Annotated in this window: 14 protein-coding genes and 1 tRNA gene; 6 read left to right on the forward strand and 9 right to left on the reverse strand. The window is 63.3% G+C overall.

Translation table 11 applies throughout. The features are described from left to right. Positions 1–91 precede the first annotated feature (91 nt). Complete coding sequence (locus GBB11_RS02815; RefSeq protein WP_192796274.1) at positions 92–1,324, forward strand: MFS transporter; 1,233 nt, start codon at positions 92–94, stop codon at positions 1,322–1,324. Here GBB11_RS02815 and GBB11_RS02820 read toward each other — a convergent pair. Both GBB11_RS02820 and GBB11_RS02825 read right to left on the reverse strand, forming a co-directional pair. Next, positions 1,321–2,148: a DNA-formamidopyrimidine glycosylase family protein gene (locus GBB11_RS02820; RefSeq protein ID WP_151548965.1), complete on the reverse strand. Its 828-nt coding sequence runs from the start codon at positions 2,146–2,148 to the stop codon at positions 1,321–1,323. The genes GBB11_RS02815 and GBB11_RS02820 overlap by 4 nt on opposite strands. A 109-nt stretch (positions 2,149–2,257) precedes the next feature. After that, positions 2,258–7,144, reverse strand: a complete 4,887-nt coding sequence (locus tag GBB11_RS02825) for a DEAD/DEAH box helicase (RefSeq protein ID WP_151548966.1) — start codon at positions 7,142–7,144, stop codon at positions 2,258–2,260. 34 nt (positions 7,145–7,178) lie between these two features. Here GBB11_RS02825 and GBB11_RS02830 point away from each other — a divergent pair, with 34 nt between their 5' ends. The 4 genes from GBB11_RS02830 to GBB11_RS02845 all read left to right on the forward strand — a co-directional run bounded on the left by GBB11_RS02830 (position 7,179) and on the right by GBB11_RS02845 (position 9,663). Then, on the forward strand, positions 7,179–7,937 hold the full coding sequence (locus tag GBB11_RS02830) for a 3'(2'),5'-bisphosphate nucleotidase CysQ (RefSeq protein ID WP_151548967.1): 759 nt from the start codon (positions 7,179–7,181) through the stop codon (positions 7,935–7,937). Between the two features lie 105 nt (positions 7,938–8,042). Beyond that, entirely contained in the window at positions 8,043–8,843 is an 801-nt protein-coding gene (locus GBB11_RS02835) for a thymidylate synthase (RefSeq protein ID WP_151548968.1), read from the forward strand. Between the two features lie 24 nt (positions 8,844–8,867). After that, positions 8,868–9,371 (forward strand): dihydrofolate reductase, encoded by a 504-nt coding sequence (locus GBB11_RS02840; RefSeq protein WP_151548969.1) that lies wholly within the window; start codon positions 8,868–8,870, stop codon positions 9,369–9,371. A 46-nt stretch (positions 9,372–9,417) separates the two neighbouring features. Continuing rightward, a complete protein-coding gene (locus tag GBB11_RS02845; RefSeq protein ID WP_151548970.1) occupies positions 9,418–9,663 on the forward strand; it encodes a mycoredoxin in 246 nt (81 codons plus the stop codon). Between the two features lie 77 nt (positions 9,664–9,740). On the opposite strand, the gene cobF is transcribed toward GBB11_RS02845, so the two are convergent. Together cobF and GBB11_RS02855 are read right to left on the reverse strand one after the other, a co-directional pair. Further along, a complete protein-coding gene (gene cobF / locus GBB11_RS02850) occupies positions 9,741–10,493 on the reverse strand; it encodes a precorrin-6A synthase (deacetylating) (RefSeq protein WP_151548971.1) in 753 nt (250 codons plus the stop codon). A 14-nt stretch (positions 10,494–10,507) separates the two neighbouring features. Beyond that, positions 10,508–10,789 carry a hypothetical protein gene (locus tag GBB11_RS02855; protein ID WP_151530022.1) on the reverse strand — a complete coding sequence of 94 codons (282 nt, stop codon included), beginning with the start codon at positions 10,787–10,789 and terminating at the stop codon, positions 10,508–10,510. Positions 10,790–11,188: 399 nt separating this feature from the next. On the opposite strand from GBB11_RS02855, the gene GBB11_RS02860 reads away from it, so the two are divergent. Next, complete coding sequence (locus GBB11_RS02860; RefSeq protein WP_151548972.1) at positions 11,189–12,004, forward strand: hypothetical protein; 816 nt, start codon at positions 11,189–11,191, stop codon at positions 12,002–12,004. A gap of 134 nt (positions 12,005–12,138) precedes the next feature. Here the strand turns inward: GBB11_RS02860 and GBB11_RS02865 are convergent. The 5 genes from GBB11_RS02865 to GBB11_RS02885 form a co-directional block, all read right to left on the reverse strand. Beyond that, positions 12,139–12,211: transfer RNA gene (locus GBB11_RS02865), tRNA-Arg, on the reverse strand. A 135-nt stretch (positions 12,212–12,346) separates the two neighbouring features. Beyond that, the gene (locus GBB11_RS02870) at positions 12,347–13,705 is read right to left on the reverse strand and encodes a cation:proton antiporter (RefSeq protein ID WP_151548973.1); all 1,359 of its coding nucleotides are present in this window, start codon (positions 13,703–13,705) and stop codon (positions 12,347–12,349) included. Positions 13,706–13,863: 158 nt separating this feature from the next. Then, positions 13,864–14,709, reverse strand: coding sequence for a hypothetical protein (locus GBB11_RS02875; RefSeq protein ID WP_151548974.1), 846 nt, complete (start codon positions 14,707–14,709; stop codon positions 13,864–13,866). 149 nt (positions 14,710–14,858) lie between these two features. Further along, positions 14,859–16,523 (reverse strand): cation acetate symporter, encoded by a 1,665-nt coding sequence (locus GBB11_RS02880; RefSeq protein WP_151548975.1) that lies wholly within the window; start codon positions 16,521–16,523, stop codon positions 14,859–14,861. Between the two features lie 15 nt (positions 16,524–16,538). Beyond that, the gene (locus GBB11_RS02885; protein WP_151548976.1) at positions 16,539–16,898 is read right to left on the reverse strand and encodes a DUF485 domain-containing protein; all 360 of its coding nucleotides are present in this window, start codon (positions 16,896–16,898) and stop codon (positions 16,539–16,541) included. Positions 16,899–16,969: the final 71 nt, after the last annotated feature.

The raw sequence follows: 16,969 nt of genomic DNA on the forward strand, positions 1-16,969 counted from the left end.
GCCCCTCTATACACGGGAAAAGTACCACTAGGTGGGAGATATTCTGGACCTACGTTCCCACGAGGTGACGCCCTGGCGTAGTGTGACTGCCGTGACTGCCACCACTACATCCCAGCCGAATCGCCGTATAGCGTTCATCGCTGCGACAGCAATTGTATTGAGCGCTCTCAACCTTCGCGCCCTCGTTACCGCACTGCCGCCACTGCTGCCGCGTATCGATGCCAGCTTAGGCCTCAGCGGTGTGATTCTCGGTGTCATTGGCATGGCCCCCACCGTCACCTTCGCCTTGGCAGCATTGTCGACGCCTCGCATGTTGCGCAGGTTCACCTCCGCTCAAACCTTATGCATCGCGATGCTCGTCACGGCCAGCGGTCAGCTCTTGCGAGTGCTGGGGCCTTCGACCCTGCTGCTGCTTGCGGGTACGTTTGTGGCTCTTTTCGCCATTGGTCTCAGCAATGCTGTGATCCCCGTGGCTCTTCGTGCCTTCTTTCCGCGGCGTGTGCCCCAGCTATCGATCGTGTACATGGTGTGCATGCAGATCGGTATGATGATTGCCCCCTTGCTCTCTGAGCCGCTGGCAGAGTCCCTCGATGGCCGTGGTGGCGTCGCAGGCTGGCAATTCGCACTCAGCGTATGGATTATTCCTGCTGTTGTCGCCGCAGCCGCGTGGTCGCCACTGTGGGGCTTGGCCCGCAGCCAGGCCGCCGCAGAAGCAGCCAAGCGCCGGAGTTCGCTGCCCGTCCATCGCACTTCCATCGGCCGCGGGCTGGTGGTGATGTTCGGCATGACAAGCTTCTCCACCTTCTCCTGCATGCTCTTCATTCCCCAGATGTATATCGACGGCGGCGCCAGCGTACACTTCGCAGCACTCATGCTCTCTTACTGGTCCGGGCTGGGGCTGGTGCTTTCGATCATCGGGCCGTGGATCGCCGCTCGCCTACGCGATCCCTTTCCCGTAGTGGCGTTTTTCCTAGTCTGCTTCATGGTCGGCAATGTGGGAATGGCGCTGCACCCCATGTCGGCGCCGTGGCTGTGGATCACACTATCTGGGGTGGGGCCTATTTCCTTTCCCATGGCGCTCACTCTCGTCAACTTGCGCGCGCGCACCACCGCCGGCACCACCGCTCTATCGAGTTTCGGCCAAGGCGGCGGCTACACCATCGCCGCCGTGGGTCCGTTGTTATTCGGCACGCTTCACGACGCCACCTCTAGTTGGATCGTGCCCGTGGGTATGACGGTGATCGCAACGGTACTTGTCATAATCGGCGCGTTCTTCGCTACCCGCAATACTTTTGTGGAGTCACAGCTCGGCGACATCGATTAGCCACTACCCAACAGCGGCTGGCAGCGGGGGCACCACCAGATGACCCGCTCCAGCTCTCCTTCATCCCCACCATGGTCCACCCCGCCAAGGAAGCCCTTCTCGATACGGCTGCCACAGCGGCGACAGGGGCGGGCATAGCGGCCAAACACATAGGCGGTCTCGCCAACCCGGTTAACCCCCGTGCTCACCCGCTTGGTGGCAAGGCGATTGGCCCACATGAGGCGACGGGTTATGCGCACCACCGCGGCCACATCCACCTTCGCCACGGGTGTAGCGGGATGGAGGCCGGCGAGAAAGCAGATTTCGGCCCGGTACTCGTTGCCCACGCCCGCGAGATTGCGTTGATCCAGCAGGGCCGCGCCGATGGCGCGCTCGGGGCGGCGCTGAATCCTCGCGCAGGCCTCAGCCTCATCCCAGTTCTCCCCCAACACATCTGGCCCCAGATGCGCGATGGCCTGCAGATAATCGGCGCTGCGTAGTACGTGCACCAGTCCCAGCTCGAAGCCCACTACCTCGATGGGGCGGGGATACTCGGGCGCGCCGTCGAGCTGCAGCACCACCCGCGCTTTCCAGCCCGGTTTCGACCAGCGATCCCCTCTGAGGGTTATTCGCCACGTGCCCTCCATTTTCAGGTGAGTCTGCAGGATCTGGTGCCCAAAATCCATGAAGAGATACTTGCCATAGGGCCACACCTGCTGCACGGTAGAGCCGCTGAAGTCCGTGGTGGCCCAGCGCGGCACCCGCAGCGAGGAGCCCACGACTTCCCGCCCAGTCATAAACTGCAAGCGGCGGCTGAGCTGAAATACTGAATCGCCCTCAGGCATGCTGTGCTCTCTTCCTCGTATCGCTCGGGGCGACGCTTCCACTAGGCACCTCGGATGCGCAGTGCGCTGCGTGGCAGTGTAGCAACCCCAGCCAGTGAAACCGGTGCCCCTAGCGCCGCCGACCCCCGGCACCGAAGGGGCCCCAGCGCCCGCCCCCAGAGCCCGCAGAGGGACGTCGAAAAGCATTCTTGTCCACCGCCTCCACGGCATCGGCCAACCCCCTGCCCCGCCGCTTCGTCTCCTCAGCGCTGCTGCGGCTAGAGCCAACGCGCACCCCCTTGGGCGTGATGCTCAGCCCCAGTGCTCGCACGGCCGGCAGAAGCGGCGACTCCCACACCGAGACCCCATTAATCTTTTCCACCACCACGGGTGTCACCGAGGTCAACTGGGTGGCGTGCTGCACGGCGGCGTCGATATCGCGTAGCGCGGACTCCACATCCGCCACCTCCTCGGGAATCCGGAGGGTCTTGCCGCCGCGGCTGAGATAGCCCAGCAAGACCCCGCCCCGCAGCACCACCATGGCTCCCGCCGCGCGAGAGTAACCACTACCCGGCCACTCGAGAGCGGCCCCATAGGGATTGGCGGGATCCGCGGCGGCCACAAGATAGAGTGCCTCCTCCCGGGTGGCGCGCACTCGATCCACCACCGCAGAGGTAGAAAACTGCGCCCCACCCAGACCATCGATGATGTAGCCGCGAGTGGCCTTTCCGGTTTCTTCAAAGGAACGCAGCACCTTATAGGCCAGCGCAAAACCGCCGAGAACGTTCTCCGCCTGGATCGAGCCGCGGGTGACCACCCCATAGCGATCCAGCCACGCCTCGCCATGCGCCACGGCGCGGGCAGTGGCCTCCGCCACCGGATCAGCGGGCCGGACGGCACGGGAGAAGCGACCCGGCACATCGACTGGCTGGCTGGCGTTCCCGGCGCGCCGGGCGTTGGCGCTCTGGGCGAAGCTGGTGCGCCCCATGCGCAGGCGCGAACGATTGGGGCGGCGGGTGGCGCGGTGTGCGGTTGCGCCTTTCGTGGAGGTGCCGGCGAGCCGGGCCCGCAGCGGGGCGAAGCTTTCGGGGCTCACCAGTGTTTTCTCCATCAGCGACCACAAGCTATCGCGCACCACCTCGGGGCTGTGTTCGGCTGGGGGCAGCGGCACTCCGAGTTCATCGGTGTAGCTCTCAAGGTAGCTCTGGAGTTCGCTGAAGAGGAAGGCACCGCCGGTGTCGAGGGCCTGCAGCAGCGCTGTCTCCGTGGTGGAGAGGGTGTGCTCGGCACCCTCCTCTAGCAGTTGTGGTGCGTAGTCGGCGGGGATGAGGCTCACCCACGGGTCGCGGGCGCCGGCGAGGCCGCGACACACCACGAGGACCTCGCCGTTTTGGGTGAGCTCGTCGAGGTCGGTGGGGGTGTAGTTGCTCACCCGCAGCGGAAAGACGAGAGACTCCCAGGCGCTGGCGGGAAGAAACACCCCTGCCAGTTGCTCGCACACAGCGAACACGCCATCGGCGCCGCGCAGCGTCGGATAGTCGCCGCAGGCGGCGAGGTTATGCCACTCGGGAAGGAAGGCGGCATAGGCCTGCCGGCTCACCGGCTCGATCTGGCTGTGCACCTTCGCCAGGGTGCGGGTGCGGAGTATTTTCAACACCCCGCGATCGACGTATTCGCGCTCCTCGATCTCGGCGCGGTAGCGTCCCTCCACAGCGCCATTGCGGCTGGCGGCAGTAGCGGCCACGCTGATCCCGATGCCCAAGGCGGTAGCGAGTTCCCGGGCGGTAAAGGGGCCACGGCTGCGGGCGTAACGGCGTACCAGCTGATCGAGGGCGTCGTCGATGGTGTCCGGATCCGCGCCGACCCCGGGCGGGACGGGGATGCCGAGGCCATCGCGCAACAGCGCGGCGTCGAGCACCAGCGCCGCATGAGCCTGCCCCTGGATACGCACCTCCATCACCTGCTGGCTGCGGGCGAGCTGAGTCCACGGCTCGGGGAAATCGGCGTGGCGCTGCAGCTCCGCCAGCGGGATGGGGCCGGTTTCGCGGAGCACGTCGATAAGCGCATCGGGGGTGCGGGCCCGCCAGCCCTCGGCGGTGTGCTGCAGCTGGGCGTGGACCTCGGAGATGATGTCTTGATCCAAAAGCTCTCGCAGCTCCACTGTGCCGAGGAGGCTGGCCAGCAGCTCGGGATCGAGGGATAACGCGGCGGCGCGTTTCTCGGCGAGTGGAGTATCGCCTTCGTACATGAACGCGCCGGTGTAGTTGAACATGAGCGAGGAGGCGAAGGGGCTGGGCTGCTCCACGGTGACCTCGGCGATCCGCACCCGGTGCTGCTCTATATCGCCCATCAGCGCGGTGAGCGCGTCGAGGTCATAGACATCCTGCAGGCATTCGCGCACCGTCTCCAAGATGATAGGAAAGGAGGGGTATTTGCGGGCCACGTCGAGCAGCTGGGCAGCGCGTTGGCGCTGCTGCCACAAGGGGGCCCGCTTGCCGGGATTGCGGCGCGGCAGCAGCAACGCCCGGGCCGCGCATTCGCGGAAGCGGGAGGCGAATAGCGCCGAGTTGCCCACCTGTTCGGTGACCAGATCGCTGATCTCGTCCTTATCGAAGCGAAAAAGCTCCGGCCCAGGGTCGGTATCCATGGCGGGCAGGCGCAGCACGATGCCGTTATCGCCGGCCACAGCCTGGGCGTCGATGCCGCTGTGCTCGGCGATGCGCGCCCCGACGGCCAACGCCCACGCGGCATTGACGCCGCGACCGTAGGGCGAGTGCAGCACCACGCGCCAGTCCCCGAGCTCGTCTGTGAAGCGTTCCACCAGCAGTGTGCGTTCATCGGGAACCATGCCGGTGGCCTGCTGCTGCTCGCGCACAAAGGCGCGCACATTATCGCGGGCCCACTGGTCGAGATCCGAGTTCTCCAGCACCTGCGGGTCATCGGCCACACGGCGTAGAAACTCGCCGATCATCACCCCCAGCTCCGCGGGCCGGCCGGGGCTATCGCCGCTCCAGAAGGGCAGCCGGCCGGTGTGGCCGGGGGCGGGGGTCACCAGCACCTGATCGCGGGTGATCTCCTCGATGCGCCAGCTCGACGCTCCCAGGGTGAAGACGTCGCCCACGCGGGACTCGTAGACCATCTCCTCATCGAGCTCCCCCACACGCCGCGGCCCATGCTCGCCGCCAGCAGCCAAAAACACCCCAAACATGCCGCGATCAGGAATGGTGCCACCGCTGGTCACCGCGACCCGCTGCGCCCCCTGCCGAGCAGAGAGCAGGCCGCTGACGCGATCAAAGTTCACCCGCGGTTTGAGCTCGGCAAAATCCGTTGAGGGATACACCCCGCTGACTAGGTCCACCACGGAGTCGAAGACGGTGCGGGCGAGATGGTGATAGGGATAGGCGCGGCGCACCATCTCATACCACTCGTCCACGTGAATATCGCCGTTTACCGTGACCGCAATGGTCTGCTGTGCCAGCACGTCGAGCGGATTCTGCGGCACGCTCAGCGCCTCGATAAACCCGGCGCGCATCTTGTCGACCACCACGGCGGAGTCCACCAGATCACTGCGATGCGTGGGATAGAAGGTGGCGCGGGATACCGCGTTGACACGGTGCCCGGCCCGGCCAACGCGCTGCAGCCCCGAGGCCACAGAGGGCGGGGATTGCACCTGGATCACGAGATCCACCGCGCCCATATCGATACCGAGTTCCAGCGAGGAGGTGGCCACGACGCAGCGCAGCTCGCCGCTTTTCAGCGCCGCTTCGGTGTGGGCGCGTTCATCCTTGCTCACCGAACCATGGTGGGCGCGGGCGATGATCGCCTCGGCCTCACCGGCAATATCCGTGGACTTCATCATCTGGGCGGGATCACGCCGGCGGGCGGCACTGAGCGCCTCGGGCTGGTGCTGGGCGGCATAGAGCTCATTAATGCGGGAGGTCAGCCGCTCCGCGCTGCGCCGAGAATTGACGAATACCAAGGTGGAGCGGGCGTTCATCACCTGCTCATAGAGTTGTTCCTCGATGAAGGGCCAGATGCTTCCCTGCTGCGGCAAGGCTGATTCCACGGCGGCATCGTCGAAGCTGGGCAGGCTCGGCGCGGACTTTTCATCGTTGTCGCTGCGCTGGCTGTGATCGTCAATAAGCGGAGAGGCGATCCCCAAGGGATCGTCGATGGTGGCCTCCCCGATGTTTGAGCCGCGCTCCGGCACAGGAAGATCCGACATATCGGGCACCGGCACCCGCACGCTCAGATCCCATTCCTTGCTGCTGTGCGGTGCCACGATATCCACGTCGCGGTCGCCGCCGAGGAACTGGGCGACGGTGTCAATGGGGCGCACCGTGGCCGATAAGCCGATGCGCTGCACTGGGCGCTCGCTCAGGGCCTCCAGCCGCTCCAGGGAGAGCGCCAGATGGCTGCCGCGTTTCGTGCCGGCGAGGGCGTGGATCTCGTCGATGATCACCGTATCGACATCGCTGAGAATCGACGCCGCCTTCGAGGTGAGCATCAAATACAGGCTCTCGGGCGTGGTGATTAACACATCGGGGGCGTTGCGTACCTGCCGCGCCCGCTCGGCATGCGGGGTATCGCCCGAGCGCACGCCCACGCTCACTCCGTGCAGCCGCACCCCATCGCGCTTGGCGGTCGTTTCAATTCCCGTCAAGGGCGCCCGCAGATTGTTCTGCACGTCCACTCCCAGCGCCTTCAGCGGGGAGATATAGAGCACGCGCACGCCCGTCTCGCTGACCTCCACCCGGCCCGGCGCGGGCACCCCCTGCAAAGGCAGCGCGTCTTCGCTGCGCTTATCGACGCTGTCCTGCTGGCTCACCAGCGTGTTCAGTGCCCATAAGAAGGCAGAAAGTGTTTTACCCGAACCGGTGGGCGCCACCACGAGCGCATGGTGTCCTGCGGAAATAGACTCCCACGCGGCGGCCTGCACGGCGGTGGGAGCGGCGAAGACATCAGTAAACCAGCGCGCCACCACTGGGTGGAACTTCTGCAGGATCTGAGCGGTCATGTAACCATCAAACCAAACCATTAAGCTAAAGGGCATGACTGCGCACATTGATGATGCCATTTTGACCCACCGTCTCGCCCAAGGAACCGGAGAGATCCTCAAGGGCGTCCGTAATGTCGGCGTGCTGCGAGGCCGCAACCTCGGCGATGCCGGCGATGAACTTGCCCAGAACTGGATCGCGCGTGTGCTCGAGCAGCACCGCCCCGAGGATGGAGTCCTCTCCGAAGAGGCCGCGGATAACCCCGCCCGTCTCGGCAAGGACCGCGTGTGGATCATCGATCCACTCGACGGCACCAAGGAGTTCGCCACCGGCCGCCAAGACTGGGCGGTGCACATCGCGCTAGTGGAAAACGGCACCCCCATCCACGCCGCCGTCGGCCTGCCTGATCTGGGCGTGGTCTTCGACTCCTCCGATGTCAAGGCCGTGATGGGCCCGCGCCCCTACAACATCGTGCTGTCGAAGAACCGCCCGCCGAAGGTGGGCACCTTTGTGGCCGAGAAGATGGACTGCAGCATCACCCCGATGGGTTCTGCCGGCGCGAAGGCGATGTCTGTGCTGCTCGGCGATGCCGACGCCTATATCCACGCCGGCGGCCAGTACGAGTGGGACTCCGCCGCGCCGGTGGGTGTGGCCCAGGCTGCGGGGCTGCACTGCTCGCGCCTCGATGGCTCCGAGCCCACCTACAACAACCGCGACACCTACATGCCGGACATGGTGATCTGCCGTCCGGACGTCAAGGATGAGATTCTGCAGCTCGCCGCGCAGTACCTCGAGGAGAACGGCTCCTACTAACACCGCCCCACCCCGCGCCGCCGGCATTCTTAGGCCGCGCGGGGTGTGTCTTTTTCTCTAGCTCCCCGTCGGCGGTGTCTACCGCCCTAGGTATGCTTAGCGTCTGTGAGTATCGAGACGCCTTATGAAGATCTTCTGCGCACTATTCTGCAGCAGGGAACCCGCAAGGATGACCGCACGGGCACGGGCACGATCAGCCTTTTTGCCCAGCAGATGCGGTTTAATCTGGCGGAGTCCTTTCCGCTGATCACCACGAAAAAAGTGCATATGAAATCCATCATTGGGGAGCTGCTGTGGTTCTTGCGCGGCGATTCCAATGTGGGCTTCTTGCACGAGCACGGGGTGAGCATCTGGGATGAGTGGGCCGATGAGAACGGCGATCTCGGCCCCATCTACGGCGTGCAGTGGCGCAGCTGGCCCACCCCCGATGGCCAGCACATCGATCAGATCTCGCGCGCTCTCGAGACGCTGCGCACCAACCCGGATTCCCGCCGCACCATTGTCAGCGCCTGGAATGTCTCGGAGCTCGATGCCATGGCCCTGCCGCCCTGCCACCTGCTCTTCCAGCTCTATGTGGCCGAGGGCCGGCTGTCCTGCCAGCTCTATCAGCGCAGCGCCGACATGTTCCTCGGCGTGCCCTTTAATATCGCCTCCTATTCCCTGCTCACCCACATGTTCGCCCAGCAGGCGGGGCTCGAGGTGGGCGAGTTCGTGTGGACTGGCGGCGACTGCCACATCTACACCAACCACCTCGAACAGGTGCGCACCCAATTGGAGCGCGAACCCCGCCCCTACCCGCAGCTATCGCTGCGCAAGGCGGAGTCGATGTTCGACTATGACTTCTCCGATATCGAAATCACCGGATACGATCCGCACCCGGCTATTCGTGGCCAGGTGGCGGTCTAGCCCGCCGAGGAAAGGAGTAGGTGGATGATCGGCGCTATCTGGGCGCAGTCCCGCGACGGCGTGATCGGCGATGGTCACTCGATGCCGTGGCATATTCCCGAGGATCTCGCGCATTTCAAGGAGATCACCTCCGGCCACCCCGTGCTCATGGGGCGCGCCACCTGGGAGTCCCTGCCGCCGACCGTGCGACCGCTGCCAGACCGCCGCAATCTCGTGGTATCCACCCGCACGCCCGGGCCGTGGTCCGCCGGGGCCGAAGTGCTGCCCGATCTTGGCACTCTGCCCGAGTACGACACCCTGTGGGTGATGGGCGGCGGCAGCATCTACGAGGCTCTTCTTGATCGCTGTGAGCGGATTGAGATGACGCTTGTCGACGCCACCCTCGCCACCGAGCTCGGCGACGCCGCCGTATATGCGCCCACGCTGCCTGCAAATGTCGAACTCGTCTCAGAAAGCGACTGGCACACCTCCCGCACGGGCACCCGCTATTGCTTCCGCAGCTATCGCCGGCGCGAGCCGCGCGCGTGAGTTTTCTGGGTGCGCTGAGAGCCACGGGTGTGGCACAGTGGAGGCTATGGCTAACGTAACTTTGTACACCACGTCGTGGTGCCCCTTTTGTCAGCGCCTGAAGAAGGCTTTGAACCGTACCGAGACTCCTTTCGATGAGATCGATGTGGAGCAGGATGCCGAGGCTGCCGCGTGGGTGGAGTCGGTTAACGATGGCAACCGTGTGGTTCCCACCGTGAAGTACTCCGATGGCTCTACCGCCACCAACCCGGCTGCATCCGAGGTTCGTGCGAAGCTCGAGGAGCTTAGCTAACTATCCGCTCAGCACGAGAAAGGGGCTCCTACCAGTGATCTGGTGGGAGCCCCTTTGCGCGTGTTTTCTGCCCTGTATTAGGAGGCGGGCTCCTCGCGCAGAAGGTAGATATCCATAATCCAGCCGTGTTCGGCGCGGAGCTGCTTTTTCAGCTCCGCGATCTCGGCACCGATCTCGCAGACCTTGCCGCGGCGCAGCACCTGCCAGTCCGTGGAGAGATACGCGCCCCAATAGATCACGGTGTTATCCGTGTAGTTCTCCATCCAGGCCGCTCCCCCATCGAGCATCACCACACAGTTCGCGCGGTCCGCCTCGCTGGTTTCTGGCAGCTTGCGCGCGGTGGTGACGTGGATGGCTTCACCGATGCGGTTCAGCAGCATCCCATGAGCCGCGGTGAGGGCCTGAATAGCGGTGATACCTGGGTAGATCGATCGGGTATGGGGTGTGTGCAGCCGGTCCAAGATCCGCAGCGTGGAGTCATAGAGCGAGGGATCGCCCCAGACGAGGAAGGCGGCTGTGCCGCCGCTGGGGAGATGCTCGCCCAAGGCGGCGTCGATACGCTGCGCGCGCGCCTGGTGCCAGCGTTGTACCTCTGCTGCGTAGTTCTCGGGATGGCGATCGCGGGGCGGATCGGGGATAGCGACGAGCTTCACCTGCGGCGCATGAGCCGCAATGATGCGCTCACGGACGGCACGCAGCTCCGCCTTGTCTTCTCCCTTATCAAGACTCAAGACGCAATCTGCGCTAGCAAGCGCCGCGATTGCGTCTTGAGTGATGTGCCCGGGGCTACCGGCCCCTATCCCGATCACACAAATGTGTGTGTCGTTCATGGTGGCAGTGATCTTTACTCGTCTTCTTCGTCGTGGGAGCCGAAGAGATCGGCCATCTCCTGCGGGTCCAAGCCGGTGTGCAGCTCGGAGAAGGAGGCCGAGAAAATCTGCTGCAGGTACAACTCACACGCAGCGGCGAGCTGCTTGGAGTCAAACTTGTTCAGCAGCAAGAGACGCTTAGAGGAGCCATCCTCAAGAATCTGATCTACGGCGAGAACCGGAACATCGTGATCAATGACAGTGTGCACACGAATATCGCGGCGCTGAACGTCGGTAAACGTCGGTCGTGCAGACATGGGGAACCTACCTATACAGTCAAGAAAATCTGAATACATACAACAGTAGGCGTTTCCTCCTACTTATGTGCGTCTTTAGTGCAATACACCCCCGCTGTGGGCCGTGGAGCTTCCTTGCATAAGGGTGCATCCACCCCCAAAAGTAAGCGCTAGCTGCGCTTTCGCTCTCTGTAGACGGACACCGCAGGCAGCCCTAGCAATCCAGAATGCGTCCAGCCCAACATGCGGCAATAGCGGCTAGCGCGCTATATCGAGGTGGCAACACGGCCACTAAGCGGGGAGAACTATCGACCACCTAGCCCCCCTATTCTCCCGAAATGAGCACCTGGCAGCGATTAAAATAGACCTGAGAATCCCAGCGGGAGCTGGGCCGAGGTAGTCGCCACGAAGGGAGCACACGTGCCTTCTCCGTCCCGTCTCAATAGAGGGGCAGCCATCACAGCCATTCTCGGAACCGCGGCCCTGGTGCTCGCAGGGTGCGGCGCAGACGATGCCGCACCCAACGGCTCCCCGAGCACCACCACGGTGACCGAAATCGAAACCGAAATCGTGGACGAGACTGGCGCTGATACGGAGTCGGCACCGCGCACCGAAGATGCCTACCTGCGCTATGAGGCGGGGCCCCACACCTCTGAGCTCTTTGCTAAAAGCGTGCGCGATGCCTTCGCCGCCCAATGGGTGCGTACGGGCAACACAGATGTGAGCGTGGAAGCCAACTCCTTCGTCACCGGAGACACCTACACCATGAAGTGCAGTGGCGAGCACATTGTTCACTGCACCGGCGGCAACAATGCGCACGTCTATCTCTACGACAAGACGGTGACCGCCGGCGAAGAGGGCGCGCCCGCATACCCCGAGTTAGACGATAACGAACCCCAGACTATCAGCGGTGTGATCCGCGATCTCTCGGGCGATGAGTTCCTGGAGAAATACGGGGAGCTCTACCCCTTTAAAACCCAAGTCACCGGCCGAGTGCGCTATGTGGAACTGGACGAGCCCACAGTGCTGCGCGGCACCTACGCCTACAGCGAAGGCAAGACTCGGGAGGATCAGACATACCGTGTAGCCATCGGCTCGACCCCCAAGGATTCGGCCGATAGCAGGTTGGCCGGCAGGGATGGCGAACACATCACCGAGGATGTCTCCCCGAGCCAGTGCTGGTGGCCTGGCGATCCGAACCCTCCAGGATGGGCCCTGCGCTGCAGGTTCGACTAGCTAGCGAAGCCCCAGCCGCTGGGCCGGCGCCCCCAGATACAGCACTATCCCCGATTCCTCGTCCGAATCGGGGATAGTGCGTTGTGGGCCTGAAAACAGGGCCCTCATGTGCCAGGCGCGGCACGGTTTTTATGTGCCCCAGAGAGGAATCGAACCTCCGACACCGGCTTTAGGAGAGCCGTGCTCTATCCACTGAGCTACTAGGGCTGCTACACGACGCGCACATTCTATGGCTGGGTGGCCACAGCATGTGGGGCGTGTCGTGATTAGGCTACCGTAGCCGCGGGCTAGCGGTGAAATTTGGGGTTATGCAGCAGTGATACGTCGATAAGCGGGCGGCGGCTAGTCGGTGTCGATGGTCACTTCTTCCTCGGCGACCGTGCGGGACTGCGGCTTGCGGGCGGCGGGGGCACCCTGGCGGGCCTTTTCCTCCTGCTGCTTCTTGGACTCAAGATATTCGCGGTGCTCGTCCTCGGCGGCGGCCCGCTTGGTCTTTTGTTCCTTCGGCTCCTTCGGAGAATCCATCTCCGGCCAGTACTGGTGCACCAGATAGGCGGCGAGCGGGAAGGCGAGCACCGTGATCGCGCCAGCACAGACCAAAATGGATGCGAGCTCTTCGCCAATGAGATCGCGGTGCGCGGCCACCTCGGTGACGGCAACGATGATGGGGAGACCAGTGGCCGCGTAGAGCCCCAGCTCCACCTTGTCGCGGGGCTCCTTCAACCCGGAGTCGGTATCGGTGAACATCTCGGTGAGGAACACTGGGATACCGCGGGCGACGAGGATCACGGCGACGAACAGGAAGATCAGCCACCACCGGCCGGCCACAGCGGAGATATTGATGGCCATGCCGGAGGTAATGAAGAACACGGGAATGAAGAAGCCATAGCCCATCACGTTGAGGCGGGCCTCCACGGTCTTGTGGAATTTCTCCGGCACCAGCGAGCGCAAGATAATACCCGCGGAGAAGGCGCCGAGCACCACGTCGAGCTCAAATACCGCAGCGGCCGCCATGAGCACCGTCAACAAGGCCATCACCGAACGCATCACCGTCTGCGAGGTATTACCAGCGCTCTCGTGGATTAGCGATCCCACCCGCGGCACAAGGGCCTTCACGGTGCGCGGGATAAAGGCGGTGATCAGCGCGATCGTCATGAAGATGAGGAGAATGATCAGGGTCAGGCCCATCGAGCGCGCCGAGAGCAACAGCGACATCGCGAAGATGGGGGCCATCTCGCCCACCGCGCCGTGCACGAACACCGTCTTGCCCACCTTGGAGGAGTCCATGCCCACGGACTTCAGAATGGGCAGCAGCGTGCCGAGCGCCGTCGAGGACACCGCAATCGCAATCGTGACCGCCCACAGCGGGTTTTCGGGTTGGGCAATAAAGTAGACCACCACGAACGCCACGGTGATACTGATCAGCCACGTCCGCAGCGCCCACCGGCCGGTGCGCCCCTTCATCGTCTTCGGATCGATCTCCCAGCCGGCGAGCAAGAAGAGCAACCCGAGACCGAGCTCACGGAGCATGCTCACGCCGCCATCGTCGACGGCGAACTCCAGCACCTCTGGACCGATAATCACGCCGATTCCCAGCATGAACACCACGGCGGGGATGTGGTTCTTCGTCATAAACGCGAGGAACTGCGACGCCAGTGCGGCGAGCGTAATCCACATCGTCGACACAATGACTGTGGTCATGGGCTTTACTCCAGAATTGTTTCTTCAACGGTGATGCGCGGGCGTGCCGACAGCTCTAAGGCTATAGGCTGCGGTATCCGCATGCGAATGTCACAGGATATACAACCGACAGGGGTTTTCGCTTATCGACGCTTTCCCCCTGCCTCTCCCCCGCTCTGCTAAGTATCCGAGGATTGCTCGGCTACCAGCCCCGCGAGCTGCTGCTCCACGAGGTCGGTGAGATCCTCAGGGGAGCCGGCGATGGCCGCGGCAGCCACGTAGTCCGAACCGAAGGTGACGGAGGAGTGGAGCGTGCGGCTATTCGACCATCCCCACTTAGATCCCTCGGCTCTGGGGAGAGTGCTGGTGCCGAAGTTCTGCTTATAGCCATCCGCCGCCACCGGCTTCGCTGTGCGCATGGCGTGCAGGAGCGGCGAGTTCGGATCCTCCTCGAGTTTCTGGGCGAGGAAGAAACACACGTCATAGGTAGAGGTCACGCTGTAGCCCCACCTAGAGTTTGCGCGGGTGGACTGCAAGCCATAGCGGGCGGCAGTGGCGTCGATGGCCTCCGGATAGGACTCATAGAGCGAGGCGGCAATGCTATCGCTGGAATCTCGCACCATGGTGAGCGCCTTCTTTTGTTCCGTGGCGCTACCGTGGTCGAGCACATAATCGGCAATGTAGAGCTTGATCAAGCTGAGCGCGGGGCGCGCGAAGCGCTCATTGGCGGTGCCGTGGTGCTCGCCATCGGAGAGCCGCACGAAGCTCACCTGCGAACCGGCCGCATGGGTGCCAAAGACATCGTTGTCCAGCGGCAGTGGCGCCGGCTCCACGGGGTAGCGATAGATAGGCGCCGTGGGCGCAGCTGGCGCGGTGGGCTCGGTGGCATAGTGCAGCGGCTCTGGGCTGCGTGCCGCCCCCACCGAGGGAAGCAGGAAAAGGGCGCCGACGAGAAAGAACGCTGGTGCAACCACCAGCGTGTGAAACCACGATGCGGGGCCTGAGCCGTGGGAAGTCGACGACATGGGTGACATTCTAAGAAACCCCAGCACATACCCACAAATACTGCGGACATGACGACAGCCCCGCCGCGAGCACGGACGGTGCTCAGCGCGGGGCTGCGAATCAGCGGTGTACCGGTAGGCCTCGTGTCACCGAGGCCGCGGCAGGAATCTTAGTGATCCACTGGGGCTTCGACGCCCACACCGGTGAGGGAACGAACTTCCATCTCTGCCTGGAGGTCTTCCATATTGTCCGACTTACCCAGGTAGGTGCCGATGATGCCGGCGAGGAAGGCGGCTGGGATGGAGACCAGACCCGGGCTCGTCAGCGGGAACCACGACCAGTCTGCATCGGGGAACATGGCGCTCGGGGCACCGGAGACCGCCGGGGAGAAGAAGATCAGCACCAGCGTGGCAATCAGACCGGTGTAGATGGAGGCGCAGGCACCCACGGTGTTGAAGCGCTTCCAGTACAGCGAGTACAGGATGGTCGGCAGGTTCGCCGAGGCGGCCACCGCGAAGGCCAGGGAGACCAGGAAGGCCACGTTCTGGTTCATCGCGAGGATACCCAACACGATGGACAGGACACCGATCGCCACCACGGTGATACGAGAGACGCGCACCTGCTCGGCCTCGGTGGATTCACCATTGCGGATCACCGAGTGATAGATATCGTGCGCCACCGAGGCGGAGGCGGTAATAGCCAGACCAGCGACCACGGCCAGCACGGTAGCGAAGGCCACAGCGGCGATGGCGGCCATGAACAGCGGGCCGGCCAGCTCCAGTGCCAGCAGCGGTGCAGCGGCGTTGGCGCCACCTGGGGCACTGAGGATCCGGTCCGGACCCACCAGTGCGGCAGCGGCGTAGCCGAGCACCAGAGTCATCAGGTAGAAGGAACCGATGAGTACGATAGCCCAAGTCACGGACTTACGAGCTTCCCGTGCGGTCGGCACGGTGTAGAAGCGCATGAGCACGTGCGGCAGACCAGCGGTACCCAGCACCAGAGCCAGGCCCAAGGAGAGGAAGTCCAGCTTGGTGGTGATGGAGCCACCATACTTCAGACCCGGATCCAAGATCGCGCTGGCTTCATAGCCCTTCGAGGCGAGAAGATCCGAGCCGGCGTGGGCCGCAACAGCGGAATCGAAGAGGTCGGACAGACCGCCCTTGATGTTGAAGAAGATGAGCACCGTCATGATGCCCACGCCACTCACCAGCAGCACGGCCTTAATCATCTGCACGTAGGTGGTGCCCTTCATACCGCCGATAAGCACGTAGGCGATCATGATGACGCCCACCACGGCAACCACAACGGCCTGGGCCGTGGGGTCATGGATATCGAGAAGGACGGACACCAGAGAGCCGGCGCCTGCCATTTGAGCGATGAGATAAAACAGCGACACGAACATGGTGCCGAAGGCTGCGGCGAGGCGCACGGGGCGCTGACGCAGACGGAAAGAGAGTACATCGGCCATGGTGAAGCGACCGGTGTTACGCAATGGCTCGGCCACCAGCAGCAGAGCGATCAGCCATGCCACGAAGAAGCCGATGGAGTACAAGAAGCCGTCGTAGCCGGAGATCGCGATCGCGCCCACGATACCGAGGAAGGATGCGGCGGAAAGGTAGTCGCCGGCGATGGCGAGACCATTTTGCGTACCGGAGAAGCTAGCGCCACCGGTGTAGAAGTCGCTGGCTTCCTTCGTGGTTCGACCCGCCTTCACCACCACGGTCATGGTGACCACGATGAAGAGTGCGAAGATGCCGATGTTCAGAATCGGGTTGCCAGTACTAGTTGCTTCTGCTGCGAGATGTGACTCGCTCGCTAAATAAGTGATGTTCATAGAATCTTCGCCTCCTTAGCCTTCCATGAGTTGACGGATATGAGCGGCCTTCGGCTCGATGTTCTTATTCGCGTAGCGCACATAGATCCACGTGATCAAGAACGTGGTGAAGAACTGAAGTGCGCCGAGAACGATGCCGAGATTCACCGCTCCATAGACCTTCACAGCCAAGAGGCTGGGAGCATAGGTGGCCAGCAGCACAAAGGCGACGTACCACACGAGGAAGGCCACAGACATGGGAAAGGTGAAGGACCGGAAGGTAGAGCGCAGCTCTTGAAACTCTGGGTTCTTCTGCATCTCGCGGAACTCTTGAGCGGTGGGTTCGTGCTTTCTCCGAGGCTGTTGGGCCTCTGGTGGTGGTGCGGTATTAGTCATGCTTTTTCCTATCTAGCGCCTAGCGCAAGCGGTGATGAAGCTCAGTGCTTTCTTTCAGCGCCCTCTCAGAT

It is taken from the genome of Corynebacterium sp. 74A, assembly GCF_008930665.1.
GTDB classification, from domain to species: domain Bacteria; phylum Actinomycetota; class Actinomycetes; order Mycobacteriales; family Mycobacteriaceae; genus Corynebacterium; species Corynebacterium megadyptis.